General features: G+C 62.1%; 19 protein-coding genes and 1 pseudogene. 1 reads left to right on the top strand and 19 read right to left on the bottom strand.

Annotated features, from left to right (window positions below; genetic code table 11):
• Window positions 1-4: 4 nt before the first annotated feature.
• The 19 genes from rpsN to rpsL all read right to left on the bottom strand — a co-directional run bounded on the left by rpsN (window position 5) and on the right by rpsL (window position 11,126).
• A complete protein-coding gene (gene rpsN / locus GWE18_RS06875) occupies window positions 5-310 on the bottom strand; it encodes a 30S ribosomal protein S14 (protein WP_057849120.1) in 306 nt (101 codons plus the stop codon).
• Window positions 311-354: 44 nt separating this feature from the next.
• Window positions 355-912, bottom strand: coding sequence for a 50S ribosomal protein L5 (rplE, locus tag GWE18_RS06870; RefSeq protein WP_275185013.1), 558 nt, complete (start codon window positions 910-912; stop codon window positions 355-357).
• The gene (rplX, locus tag GWE18_RS06865; RefSeq protein ID WP_057849122.1) at window positions 905-1,219 is read right to left on the bottom strand and encodes a 50S ribosomal protein L24; all 315 of its coding nucleotides are present in this window, start codon (window positions 1,217-1,219) and stop codon (window positions 905-907) included. The genes rplE and rplX overlap by 8 nt, the downstream gene beginning before the upstream one ends.
• The gene (rplN, locus tag GWE18_RS06860) at window positions 1,219-1,587 is read right to left on the bottom strand and encodes a 50S ribosomal protein L14 (RefSeq protein ID WP_011473865.1); all 369 of its coding nucleotides are present in this window, start codon (window positions 1,585-1,587) and stop codon (window positions 1,219-1,221) included. The genes rplX and rplN overlap by 1 nt, the downstream gene beginning before the upstream one ends.
• A gap of 85 nt (window positions 1,588-1,672) precedes the next feature.
• On the bottom strand, window positions 1,673-1,921 hold the full coding sequence (gene rpsQ, locus GWE18_RS06855; protein WP_009797129.1) for a 30S ribosomal protein S17: 249 nt from the start codon (window positions 1,919-1,921) through the stop codon (window positions 1,673-1,675).
• Window positions 1,922-1,933: 12 nt separating this feature from the next.
• Window positions 1,934-2,140 carry a 50S ribosomal protein L29 gene (rpmC, locus tag GWE18_RS06850; RefSeq protein WP_028349051.1) on the bottom strand — a complete coding sequence of 69 codons (207 nt, stop codon included), beginning with the start codon at window positions 2,138-2,140 and terminating at the stop codon, window positions 1,934-1,936.
• A 5-nt stretch (window positions 2,141-2,145) separates the two neighbouring features.
• Entirely contained in the window at window positions 2,146-2,559 is a 414-nt protein-coding gene (gene rplP / locus GWE18_RS06845; RefSeq protein WP_057849123.1) for a 50S ribosomal protein L16, read from the bottom strand.
• Window positions 2,560-2,591: 32 nt separating this feature from the next.
• Complete coding sequence (gene rpsC, locus GWE18_RS06840) at window positions 2,592-3,293, bottom strand: 30S ribosomal protein S3 (RefSeq protein WP_057849124.1); 702 nt, start codon at window positions 3,291-3,293, stop codon at window positions 2,592-2,594.
• Between the two features lie 17 nt (window positions 3,294-3,310).
• Window positions 3,311-3,697, bottom strand: coding sequence for a 50S ribosomal protein L22 (gene rplV, locus GWE18_RS06835; protein WP_057849125.1), 387 nt, complete (start codon window positions 3,695-3,697; stop codon window positions 3,311-3,313).
• Window positions 3,698-3,707: 10 nt separating this feature from the next.
• Window positions 3,708-3,986, bottom strand: a complete 279-nt coding sequence (gene rpsS / locus GWE18_RS06830; protein ID WP_025588653.1) for a 30S ribosomal protein S19 — start codon at window positions 3,984-3,986, stop codon at window positions 3,708-3,710.
• A 12-nt stretch (window positions 3,987-3,998) separates the two neighbouring features.
• Window positions 3,999-4,832: a 50S ribosomal protein L2 gene (rplB, locus tag GWE18_RS06825; protein WP_275185011.1), complete on the bottom strand. Its 834-nt coding sequence runs from the start codon at window positions 4,830-4,832 to the stop codon at window positions 3,999-4,001.
• A gap of 12 nt (window positions 4,833-4,844) precedes the next feature.
• Complete coding sequence (locus tag GWE18_RS06820) at window positions 4,845-5,144, bottom strand: 50S ribosomal protein L23 (RefSeq protein WP_057849127.1); 300 nt, start codon at window positions 5,142-5,144, stop codon at window positions 4,845-4,847.
• Window positions 5,141-5,761, bottom strand: a complete 621-nt coding sequence (gene rplD, locus GWE18_RS06815) for a 50S ribosomal protein L4 (RefSeq protein ID WP_057902125.1) — start codon at window positions 5,759-5,761, stop codon at window positions 5,141-5,143. The genes GWE18_RS06820 and rplD overlap by 4 nt, the downstream gene beginning before the upstream one ends.
• Window position 5,762: 1 nt before the next feature.
• Window positions 5,763-6,482, bottom strand: a complete 720-nt coding sequence (rplC, locus tag GWE18_RS06810) for a 50S ribosomal protein L3 (protein WP_057849128.1) — start codon at window positions 6,480-6,482, stop codon at window positions 5,763-5,765.
• A gap of 50 nt (window positions 6,483-6,532) precedes the next feature.
• A complete protein-coding gene (rpsJ, locus tag GWE18_RS06805) occupies window positions 6,533-6,841 on the bottom strand; it encodes a 30S ribosomal protein S10 (protein WP_002712302.1) in 309 nt (102 codons plus the stop codon).
• Window positions 6,842-6,934: 93 nt separating this feature from the next.
• Window positions 6,935-8,125, bottom strand: coding sequence for an elongation factor Tu (gene tuf / locus GWE18_RS06800; protein WP_275185010.1), 1,191 nt, complete (start codon window positions 8,123-8,125; stop codon window positions 6,935-6,937).
• 40 nt (window positions 8,126-8,165) lie between these two features.
• Window positions 8,166-10,238, bottom strand: coding sequence for an elongation factor G (gene fusA, locus GWE18_RS06795; RefSeq protein WP_057849130.1), 2,073 nt, complete (start codon window positions 10,236-10,238; stop codon window positions 8,166-8,168).
• A gap of 30 nt (window positions 10,239-10,268) precedes the next feature.
• The gene (rpsG, locus tag GWE18_RS06790) at window positions 10,269-10,739 is read right to left on the bottom strand and encodes a 30S ribosomal protein S7 (RefSeq protein ID WP_057849131.1); all 471 of its coding nucleotides are present in this window, start codon (window positions 10,737-10,739) and stop codon (window positions 10,269-10,271) included.
• 15 nt (window positions 10,740-10,754) lie between these two features.
• Window positions 10,755-11,126 (bottom strand): 30S ribosomal protein S12, encoded by a 372-nt coding sequence (rpsL, locus tag GWE18_RS06785; protein ID WP_057849132.1) that lies wholly within the window; start codon window positions 11,124-11,126, stop codon window positions 10,755-10,757.
• A 666-nt stretch (window positions 11,127-11,792) separates the two neighbouring features.
• On the opposite strand from rpsL, the pseudogene GWE18_RS06780 reads away from it, so the two are divergent.
• Window positions 11,793-12,135, top strand: a pseudogene (locus tag GWE18_RS06780) (FAD-dependent monooxygenase); the annotation flags it as partial.
• Window positions 12,136-12,170 lie beyond the last annotated feature (35 nt).

Raw genomic sequence — 12,170 nt, 5'->3', positions numbered from 1 at the left:
CTCCTTACCAGCTCGACTTCACGAGCCCGGGAACCAGGCCCTTGGAGCCGAGTTCACGCAGCGCGATGCGGCTGAGCTTGTTCTTGCGGTAGTTCGAGCGCGGACGACCGGTCAGTTCGCAACGGTTGCGGATGCGCGTCGTCGACGAATTGCGCGGCATCTGGGCAAGCTTCAGCGTCGCCGCAAACCGCTCTTCCATCGGCCGGGTCTTGTCGGCGATGATCGCCTTCAGCTTCGCGCGCGCAGGCGCGGCGTTCTTGGCCATCCGCTTGCGCCGGTTGTTCTTCTCGATCGAACTCTTCTTTGCCATGCTTGGCTCCTGGGTTTCCGCGTTTGAGAGGCTTTAACTGCGTCTCACTGCCGGAACGGGAAATTGAAAGCGGTCAACAAGGCGCGCGCCTCGTCGTCGGTCTTGGCCGTGGTACAGACCGTGATGTCCATGCCGCGGGCTTCCGAAACCTTGTCGAAATCGATTTCGGGGAAAATGATGTGCTCCTTGAGGCCGAGCGAGTAGTTGCCGCGGCCGTCGAAGCTCTTCGGATTGAGGCCACGGAAGTCGCGCACGCGCGGCAGCGCCACGTTCACCAGGCGATCGATGAACTCGTACATGCGCGCCTTGCGCAGCGTGACCTTGCAGCCGATCGGCTGGTTCTCGCGCAGCTTGAAGGTCGCGATCGCGATCCGCGAATAGGTCACGACCGCCTTCTGGCCGGCGATCTGCGTCAGTTCGGCAGCCGCGGTCTCGGCCTTCTTGCGGTCATTGACGGCGTCGCCGACGCCCATGTTGAGCACGACCTTTTCCAGCCGCGGCACCTGCATGACGTTGGCGTAACCGAACTTTTCGGTCAGTTGGCCACGAATGCTCTTGTCATACTCCGCGCGCAGGCGCGGCGTGTAAACGGTATCAGCCATCGATCTCTGCTCCCGAGCTCTTGGCAATGCGTACCTTCTTGCCATCAGCCTGAATCTTGAAGCCCACGCGGGTCGGCTTTCCGTCCTTGCCGACATAGGCGATGTTGGACAGGTGGATCGGCGACTCCTTGGAGATGATGCCGCCTTCCTGGTTCTGGGTCTGCTTCTGGTGACGCTTCACCATGTTGACGCCGCGCACCAGCGCCTTGTTCTCGGCGGGGCGGACCTCGAATACCTCGCCGGTACGGCCCTTGTCGCGGCCGCTCAGCACGATGACCTTGTCACCTTTCCGGATCTTGGCAGCCATCACAGCACCTCCGGCGCAAGCGAGATGATTTTCATGTGGTTCTTGGCGCGCAGCTCGCGCGGCACCGGCCCGAAGATACGGGTGCCGACCGGCTCCGACTGGTTGTTGATCAGCACTGCGGCGTTGCGGTCGAAACGGATGACCGAACCGTCGGCGCGGCGGATATCCTTGCGGACCCGCACCACGACGGCCTTCATCACGTCGCCCTTCTTCACCTTCCCGCGCGGGATGGCTTCCTTGATCGACACGACGATAACGTCGCCCACGGTGGCATAGCGGCGCTTGGAGCCCCCCAGCACCTTGATGCACATGACACGGCGTGCGCCTGAATTGTCGGCCACGTCGAGGTTGGTCTGCATCTGAATCATTGATGCACCTCGTCCTCTTTCTGATGCGCTCGAATTAGCGCCTAAAATTTTCCCTGATAACCCGTCCGGCCTAGCCGAACGAACCTCAGGCCGTTTTCTTCTGCTCGCCCCGGACCACGGTCCAGCGCTTCAACTTCGAGATCGGCTTGCTCTCCTCGATCCACACCATGTCGCCCGGCTTGAACTCGTTGTTCTCGTCGTGCGCGTGATAGTTCTTGGAGCGGCGGATCGTCTTCTTGTAGATCGGATGGGTGAAGCGGCGATCGACGCGCACCACCACCGTCTTGGCTTGCTTGTCGCTCACGACCACGCCCTGAAGGGTACGTTTCGGCATAATAAAGGCCTCTTACTTCTTCTTCGCGCGAACCTGCGCGGCGATGGTCTTGATGCGGGCGATGTCGCGGCGGGCTTCACGCAGCCGCGAGGTGTTCTCCAACTGCCCGGTGGCGCGCTGGAAACGCAGATTGAAACGCTCCTTCTTCAGATTGAGGACGGCGTCCTCCCTCTGGTCGTCGCTCATCGCGCGGATGTCTTCAACTTTCATCGGGGCCATGACGGTTACTCCGCAATGCGCGCGACGAAGCGCGTCTTGATCGGCAGCTTGGCGGCGGCGAGCGTGAGCGCTTCCTTCGCGGTCTGCACGTTGACGCCGTCGATTTCGAAAATCACGCGGCCGGGCTTGACCCGCGCCACCCACAATTCCGGCGTGCCCTTGCCGGAACCCATGCGGACTTCGGCGGGCTTCTTCGACACCGGCAGGTCCGGGAACACGCGGATCCAGACGCGGCCGGCGCGTTTCATGTGACGGGTCAGCGCGCGGCGTGCGGCTTCGATCTGGCGGGCGGTGATGCGCTCGGGCGCCATCGCCTTCAGACCGAATTGACCGAACGACAACGTCGCACCCGAAGTCGCAACGCCGTGGATACGGCCCTTATGCGCCTTCCGGAACTTCGTTTTCTTTGGTTGCATCATGGCTTTAAGCCCTCAAACCTTCTTCTGATGTCTCACGCAGCGGCGTCGCGGCGCGGCCGTGCAGTGTCGCCTTCGGCCATCTTCTTGTCCTGGGCCATCGGATCGTGCTCGAGGATCTCGCCCTTGAAGATCCAGACCTTGACGCCGCAGGTGCCGAACGTGGTGAACGCCGTCGCCACGCCGTAATCGACGTCGGCGCGCAGCGTGTGCAACGGCACGCGCCCCTCGCGGTACCACTCCATGCGCGCGATTTCCGCGCCGCCGAGACGGCCCGAGCAGTTGATACGAATGCCTTCGGCGCCAAGACGCATCGCCGACTGCACCGCCCGCTTCATGGCGCGGCGGAACGCGACGCGGCGCTCGAGCTGCTGGGCGATCGATTCGGCGACCAGGGTGGCATCGAGTTCGGGCTTGCGGATTTCGACGATGTTGATGACGACGTCGGAAGCCGTAATGTCGGCAACGCGCTTGCGCAGCTTGTCGATGTCGGCGCCCTTCTTGCCGATCACGACGCCGGGACGCGCCGAATGAATCGTCACGCGGCACTTCTTGTGCGGACGCTCGATCACGATGCGGGCGACGGCCGCCTGCTTGAGCTCCTTGTGCAGGATCTCGCGGATCTTGACGTCTTCATGCAGCAGCTTGCCGTACTCGTTCTTGCCGGCGAACCACCGCGAATCCCAGGTGCGGTTGATGCCGAGACGCAGTCCGATTGGATTGATCTTTTGACCCATCGTTTTCTCCCGCGCCCTTAAGCGCCAGCCTCGGCCTCGACCTGACGAACCACGATGGTCAGGTGCGAGAACGGTTTATACACACGCCCCGAACGGCCACGGCCGCGCGGCGAAAAACGCTTCATGACGATGCCGTTGCCGACATGGGCCTCGGCGACGACGAGATCGTCGACCTCGAGGTCATGGTTGTTCTCGGCGTTCGCAATCGCCGATTCCAGGCACTTCTTGACGTCGACCGCGATCCGCTTGCGCGAGAACTGCAGGTCGGCGAGCGCAGCCGACGCCTTCCGGCCGCGGATCAATTGCGCGACAAGATTGAGCTTCTGCGGGCTGACGCGCAGCATCCGGGCAACCGCCTTGGCCTCGTTGTCCGCGAGGCTACGTTCGCGCTTTGGTTTGCTCATCGTCTATTCCTCAAGCCTTCTTGGCTTTCTTGTCGCCAGAGTGGCCATGGAAGGTACGGGTCGGCGAGAACTCGCCGAACTTGTGACCCACCATTTCCTCGTTGACCGAGACCGGCACGTGCTTCTGGCCGTTGTAGACGCCGAAAACCAGGCCGACGAATTGCGGCAGGATGGTCGAGCGGCGGCTCCAGATCTTGATGACGTCGTGACGGCCGGACGCGCGCGCAGCGTCTGCTTTCTTGAGCAGAGAGGCTTCGACGAACGGGCCTTTCCAGACTGAACGAACCATGTCCGGCGTTCCTTACTTCTTCCGCTTATGGCGGCTTAGGAGGATGAATCTGTTGGTCGACTTATTCGAACGGGTCTTCTTGCCCTTGGTCGGCTTGCCCCACGGAGTAACCGGGTGGCGGCCGCCCGAGGTGCGGCCTTCGCCGCCGCCGTGCGGATGGTCGATCGGGTTCATGACGACGCCGCGGTTATGCGGACGCCAGCCCAGCCAGCGGGTACGGCCGGCCTTGCCGATCGAGATGTTCATGTGATCGGGGTTCGACACCGCACCGATGGTGCCGCGGCAACGGCCGTGCACCAGGCGCTGCTCGCCCGAGTTCAGGCGCAGAATGACATAGTCCTGATCGCGGCCGACGATCTGGGCGTAGGTGCCGGCCGAACGCGCGATCTGGCCGCCCTTCCCGATCTTCATCTCGATGTTATGGACGATGGTGCCGACCGGCATGTTGCCGAGCGGCATGACATTGCCGGGCTTCACGTCGACATAGTTGCCGGCAACGACCGTGTCGCCTGCGGCGAGCCGCTGCGGCGCCAGGATGTAGGCCTGCTCGCCGTCCTGATACTTGATCAGCGCGATGAACGCGGTGCGGTTCGGATCGTATTCCAGCCGCTCGACGACAGCGGGAACGTCAACCTTGTTCCGCTTGAAGTCCACCATGCGATAGGACTTCTTGTGGCCGCCGCCGCGGAAACGCACGGTGATGCGGCCGGTGTTGTTGCGGCCGCCATTGCCGAGCTTGCCCTCGGTCAAAGCCTTCACCGGCTTGCCCTTGTAGAGCGCCGAACGGTCGACCATCACCAGCTGGCGCTGGCCCGGCGTCGTCGGATTGTATGTTTTCAATGCCATCGCTGTGTCGCCTTATAGTCCGGTGGTGACGTCGATGCGGTGGCCCTCTTCGAGGGTCACGACAGCCCGCTTCACGTCCGACTGCGAACCGAAATTGCCGCGGAACACCTTGGTCTTGCCCTTGCGGACCAGCGTATTCACGCGCTTCACCTTAACGTCGAACAGCTTCTCGACGGCTTCCTTGATTTGCGGCTTGGTCGCCTTGCTGGCGACCTTGAACACGACCTTGTTGTGCTCGGATGCTACCGTCGCCTTTTCGGTGACGACAGGAGCTACGATCACGTCGTAATGGCGCGGATCGATATTCTTCATTTGAAGCGCGCCTCCAGCGCATCGACTGCCGCCTTCGTCAGCACGAGCTTCTGACGACGCAGAATGTCATAGACGTTGATGCCCTGGATCGGCAGCACGTCGATATTCGGAATGTTGCGCGCAGCGGTTGCGAAACCGGTGTGCAGCTCGGCGCCGTCGATGATCAGCGCATTGGTCAGGCCGAGACCCGAGAAATGGCCGACCAGCGCCTTGGTCTTGGCGTCCTTGACCTGTGCGCTTTCGATCACGATCAGGCCGCCGTCCTTGGCCTTCGCCGACAAAGCGTGCTTGAGCGCCAGCGCGCGCACCTTCTTCGGCAGGTCGGTCGCGTGCGAGCGGACCACCGGGCCGAACGCACGGCCACCGCCGCGGAACTGCGGCACGCGGGCCGAGCCGTGACGGGCGCCGCCGGTGCCCTTCTGCTTGTACATCTTCTTGCCGGTGCGCCAGACATCGGCGCGGCCCTGCGTCTTGTGCGTTCCGGCCTGGCGCTTGTTGAGCTGCCATTGCACGCAACGCTGGATGATGTCGGCGCGCGGCTCGAGACCGAAGATCGCGTCCGAGAGCTGGACGGATCCAGCTTCCTTGCCTTCTAGCGTCGTGACTTTCAGTTCCATCTCACGCGCCCTCCTGCTCGGCCGGAGCCTGAGCCTGCTCGCCGCCGGCGACCTTGAACTTGCCGGGCTTCGGAGCTTCCTTCGGCAACGGCTTCTTCACGGCATCGCGCACCGAGATCCAGCCGCCCTTGGAGCCGGGAACGGCGCCTTCGACGAGGATCAGGCCGCGCTCGACGTCGGTCTGCACCACACGCAGGTTGAGCGTGGTGATGCGATCGACACCCATGTGACCGGGCATCTTCTTGTTCTTGAAGGTCTTGCCGGGATCCTGACGTCCGCCGGTCGAACCGATCGAACGATGCGAAACCGACACACCGTGGGTGGCGCGCAGACCGCCGAAATTCCAGCGCTTCATGCCGCCGGCAAAACCCTTACCGACCGAGGTGCCGGTGACGTCGACGAACTGGCCGACGACGAAATGGTCGGCCTGAATCTCGGCGCCAACCGGGATCAACGCGTCCTCGGACACGCGAAACTCGGTGACCTTCCGCTTGGGCTCGACCTTGGCGACTGCAAACTGGCCGCGCTCTGCCTTCGGCAGATAGACGGTCTTGCGGCTACCGGCCCCGAGCTGCAGCGCAACGTAACCGTTCTTCTCGGTCGTGCGGTGGCCCAGCACTTGGCAATTGCCCAGCTTCAGCACGGTCACAGGGATATGTTCGCCGGTCTCCGTAAAGACCCGCGTCATCCCGACCTTTTGTGCGATCACTCCGGAGCGCATCGGCGTGCTTCCTGTTCTTTCTGTCCGCTAACTTCGGACGATCCTGAAATTTAGAGCTTGATCTCGACGTCGACACCGGCGGCCAGGTCGAGCTTCATGAGAGCATCGACGGTCTGCGGGGTCGGGTCGACAATGTCGAGAAGGCGCTTGTGGGTGCGCATCTCGAATTGCTCGCGGCTCTTCTTGTCGACGTGCGGTGAACGGTTGACGGTGAACTTCTCGATGCGGGTGGGCAGCGGAATGGGTCCGCGAACCTGGGCACCGGTACGTTTCGCCGTGTTCACGATCTCGCGGGTCGACGTATCGAGGATACGATGGTCGAACGCCTTGAGACGGATGCGAATATTTTGGCCGTTCATTGCCGTTTGTCTTTCTTTGTCGCGTAGGGCGAGTGGTGCGTAGCGAATAGCGAATGGATTAAATCCACTCGCTACTCGCCATTCCCTGTTCGCTTATTCGATGATGGCGGCGACGACGCCGGCGCCAACGGTGCGGCCGCCTTCGCGGATCGCGAAGCGCAGCTTTTCTTCCATCGCGATCGGCACGATCAGGTGCACTTCCATCGCGATGTTGTCGCCCGGCATCACCATCTCGGTGCCTTCGGGCAGGTGCACGACGCCGGTCACGTCGGTGGTGCGGAAGTAGAACTGGGGCCGGTAGTTGGTGAAGAACGGGGTGTGACGACCGCCCTCCTCCTTGGTCAGGATGTAGGCCTCAGCCTTGAACTTGGTGTGCGGCTTGACCGAACCCGGCTTGCACAACACCTGGCCACGCTCGACTTCCTCGCGCTTGGTGCCGCGGAGCAGCGCGCCGATGTTGTCGCCGGCCTGGCCCTGGTCGAGCAGCTTGCGGAACATTTCGACGCCCGTGACGATGGTCTTCTGGGTGTCGCGGAGGCCGACGATTTCGATTTCCTCGCCGACCTTGACGATGCCGCGCTCAACACGGCCGGTGACGACGGTGCCGCGGCCCGAGATCGAGAACACGTCTTCCACCGGCATCAGGAACGGCTGGTCGACCGGACGCTCCGGCTGCGGAATGTAGGAGTCGACATTCTTCATCAGCTCGAGGATCGCGTCGTGACCGAGCGCCTTGTCCTTGTCTTCAAGAGCGGCCAGCGCCGAGCCCTTGATGATCGGGATGGTGTCCCCCGGGAATTCGTACTTCGAGAGCAGTTCGCGGACTTCGAGCTCGACGAGCTCGAGCAGTTCCGGATCGTCGACCATGTCGCACTTGTTCAGGAACACGACGAGCGCGGGAACGCCGACCTGACGAGCGAGCAGGATGTGCTCGCGGGTCTGCGGCATCGGGCCGTCGGCGGCCGACACGACCAGGATGGCACCGTCCATCTGCGCGGCGCCGGTGATCATGTTCTTCACGTAGTCGGCATGGCCGGGGCAGTCGACGTGGGCATAGTGACGATTGGTCGTCTCATACTCGACGTGAGCGGTCGAGATCGTGATGCCGCGCGCCTTCTCTTCCGGTGCCTTGTCGATCTGGTCGTACGCCGTGAACGTCGCACCGCCGGTTTCAGCCAGCACCTTGGTGATCGCTGCGGTCAGCGAGGTCTTGCCATGGTCGACGTGACCGATGGTTCCGATGTTGCAGTGCGGTTTAGTACGTTCAAACTTTGCTTTGGCCATTTGACTCTCCGTTCAGTCGTTAGCTTTGAACCAACGACAATCAGGCAAACTTCTTCTGGACTTCTGCCGACACGTTCGCCGGCGCTTCAGCGTAGTGATCGAATTGCATCGTGAAGGTCGCGCGTCCCTGGCTCATCGAGCGCAGGTTATTCACGTACCCGAACATGTTCATGAGCGGCACCATCGCGTTGATGACGTTGGCATTGCCGCGCATGTCCTGACCCTGGATCTGGCCGCGCCGAGAATTCAGGTCGCCGATGACGGAGCCGGTGTAGTCTTCCGGGGTCACCACTTCGACCTTCATGATCGGCTCGAGCAGAACGGACTTGCCCTTCTGCAGCGCTTCGCGGAAAGCCGCACGCGATGCGATTTCGAAGGCCAGCGCCGAGGAGTCGACGTCGTGATACTTGCCGTCGACCAGTTGGACCTTGACGTCCACCACCGGGAAGCCGGCGACGACGCCTGAGCCCATCACGCTGTTGAGGCCCTTTTCGACGCCGGGGATATATTCCTTCGGCACCGCGCCGCCGACAATCTTGGACTCGAACTCGTAACCCTTGCCGGGCTCGTTCGGCTCTACGATGATCGACACTTCGGCGAACTGACCGGTACCACCGGTCTGCTTCTTGTGGGTGTACTTGACTTCAGCGCGCTTGGTGACCCGCTCGCGGAACGCCACCTGCGGCGCGCCGATGTTGGCGTCGACCTTGTAGGTGCGGCGAAGGATGTCGACCTTGATGTCGAGATGGAGTTCGCCCATGCCCTTGAGAATGGTCTGGCCGGATTCCTGGTCGGTCGACACGCGGAACGACGGATCTTCGGCGGCGAGCTTCGCCAGCGCGACGCCGAGCTTTTCCTGATCGGCCTTAGACTTCGGCTCGATCGCGATTTCGATCACCGGCTCCGGGAATTCCATCTTTTCCAGAATCACCGGCTTGTCGGGATCGCACAGCGTGTCACCGGTGCGCGCTTCCTTCAGGCCGGCCAGCGCGACGATGTCGCCCGCATAGGCTTCCTTGATGTCTTCGCGGTTGTTCGCATGCATCAGCAGCATGCGGCCGATACGTTCTTTCTTCTCGCGGGTCGAGTTCACGACGCCGGTACCCGACGCCAGGATGCCCGAATAGATGCGACAGAAAGTGATGGTGCCGACGAAGGGGTCGTCCATGATCTTGAACGCGAGCAGCGACAGCGGCTCCTTGTCGTCTGCCTTGCGCACGACTTCGTTGCCGTCCTCGTCCATACCCTTGATCGCGGGCACGTCGATCGGCGACGGCAGATAGTCGACGACGGCGTCGAGCAGCGGCTGCACGCCCTTGTTCTTGAAGGCCGAACCGCACAGCACGGGATAGAACGCGCCGGTCAGCACCGCCTTGCGGATCAGGCGCTTCAGCGTCGCCTCGTCCGGCTCCTTGCCGTCGAGATAGGCGGCCATGGCGTCGTCGTCGAGTTCGACGGCGGCTTCCACCATCTTCTCGCGGTATTCCTTGGCCTGGTCGACCATGTCGGCCGGGATATCGACGTAGTCGAACTTCGCGCCGAGCGATTCATCGTTCCAGATGATGCCCTTCATGACGACGAGGTCGACGAGGCCCTTGAAGTTGTTCTCGGCGCCGATCGGAAGCTGGATCGCGATCGGCTTGGCGCCGAGGCGGTCGACGATGTCGGCGAGGCACTTGAAGAAGTCGGCGCCGGTCTTGTCCATCTTGTTGGCGAAGACGATGCGCGGAACCTTGTACTTGTCGCCCTGGCGCCAGACGGTTTCGGTCTGCGGCTCAACGCCCTGGTTGGAATCGAGCACGCATACCGCGCCGTCGAGCACGCGCAGCGAGCGCTCGACTTCGATGGTGAAGTCGACGTGGCCGGGGGTGTCGATGATGTTCAGGCGCTTGCCGTTCCAGAACGCGGTGGTCGCAGCCGAGGTGATCGTGATGCCACGCTCCTGCTCCTGCTCCATCCAGTCCATCGTCGCGGCACCTTCGTGCACTTCGCCGATCTTGTGGCTCTTGCCGGTGTAATAGAGGATGCGCTCGGTGGTCGTGGTCTTGCCGGCATCGATATGCGCCATAATACCGAAGTTGCGGTAGTTCTCTATGGCATGAACGCGGGGCATGGGCTGTTCCTTAAAATCCGTGTTTCGCCGTTACCAGCGATAGTGCGAGAAGGCGCGGTTGGCTTCCGCCATCCGGTGCACATCTTCACGCTTCTTGACGGCATTTCCCCGGTTGTTCGACGCGTCGAGCAGCTCGGCCGAGAGCCGCTCCGTCATCGTCTTTTCGTTGCGCTCGCGCGCTGCAGTAATGATCCAGCGAATGCCCAGCGCCTGACGGCGGACCGAGCGGACCTCGACCGGCACCTGGTAGGTGGCGCCACCGACACGACGCGACCGCACTTCGATGGTCGGCATGACGTTTTCCAGCGCCTGCTCGAACACCGGCAGCGGACCCTGCTTGGTCTTGGTTTCGATCATGGCGAGCGCGCCGTAGACGATGCTCTCGGCGGCAGACTTCTTGCCGTCGTACATGATCGAGTTCATGAACTTCGTGATGATGACGTTCCCGAACTTCGGATCCGGGTTCACTTCACGCTTTTCAGCAGAATGGCGACGAGACATCGATTCTGTTCCTGATTACTTCGGACGCTTCGCGCCGTACTTCGAACGACGCTGCTTACGGTTCTTGACGCCCTGGGTATCGAGGACGCCGCGGAGGATGTGGTAGCGCACGCCGGGCAAGTCCTTGACGCGGCCGCCGCGGATCATCACCACCGAGTGCTCCTGAAGGTTATGACCCTCACCCGGGATGTAGCCGATCACTTCGAAGCCGTTGGTCAGGCGCACCTTGGCGACCTTACGAAGCGCCGAGTTCGGCTTCTTCGGGGTCGTGGTGTAGACGCGCGTGCAAACGCCGCGCTTCTGCGGCGACTGCTGCAGCGCCGGCACCTTCTTGCGCGACTTCTGTACCGTACGCGGTTTTGCGATCAGCTGGTTGATCGTCGGCATGTCAGCCTTCACCCTTTAGTTCGCGCGAAACCTTGGAATGGCCTCGCAAATTCTTCTCGGAACTAGCCGTTCCGTTCGGCCCGCCTTGCGTGAAAAAACATCCACGCAAAACGAAATCGCGCCAACCACTCATCGCTGAGCGGAAAGCGCTTCGACGCCACAGAGGACCGCGAATGAAGACCGATCAGCGCTCGCTGTCCGGCCTGCTTTCGAGGTCATGCATCCGAGTTCACTCTCAAGAGGACGTGCTCAAGAGAACTAAAATCGTCCTGGCATTGCCTAGCAATATGATCGACAGCGTTTGAGCGGCATTCGTCGAGGTTGGTGCCCGTCTCAGTCCAGAAGGATTTGAAAGGGTGTTCCGTTCCGACGCTGGCGTTGCTCACCGCCTGTCGTTAAGTGGCCGTCTTCTATAAGCGGTGGATAGCTAAGTCAAGCGAAACGAGAACGCTGGAAACGCCTACGGCGTCTGCGGATTCAGCGTTTCGCGCGAGTTCGGGAGGTCCGAAATGGCGATGCCCTGCCCTCCCGCGGCGTACCGACTCGGCTTGTTTTTACCCGGATAAATAAGACCGAGGGCACCGATCTCCGGTTCCAGTTTTTCCCGGCTAAGCCTTTATTTGCCTTTCCGGGCGCAAAACTGGCGCAACACGGCCGGGATTGCCCATGAAATACGCCGACATCGCGATCATCGGCGGGCGGCCTTGCCGGCTCGACCGCGGCCGCCATGCTCGGACGCGCGGGCATCCCGACTGTTCTGATCGATCCGCATCAGGCCTATCCATTCGACCTCCGCGTCGAAAAAATCAGCGGCGACGAGCAGCTCGGTCGCTTCTACCAGACCGGAATCGCCGATTCGGTGCTTCGCTCGGCCACCCATGACGGCGAAAACTGGATCTCGCGATTCGGCTACCTGCTGGAGAAGAAGCCGCCCAGCCGCCAATACGGCATCATGTATGACGCGCTGATCGGCGCGGTCCAGGCGGAGATCGTAGCCCCGGCCGGCGTGCATAGCGCTGCGCGCGCTTCCTGGCGTGGTTCGGC

It is taken from the genome of Bradyrhizobium sp. CSA112 (assembly GCF_029051645.1).
In the GTDB taxonomy this organism is placed as follows: Bacteria; Pseudomonadota; Alphaproteobacteria; order Rhizobiales; family Xanthobacteraceae; genus Bradyrhizobium.
The sequence above is the reverse complement of the archived record's forward strand: the minus strand, read 5'-3'. Positions and strand labels throughout refer to the sequence as shown.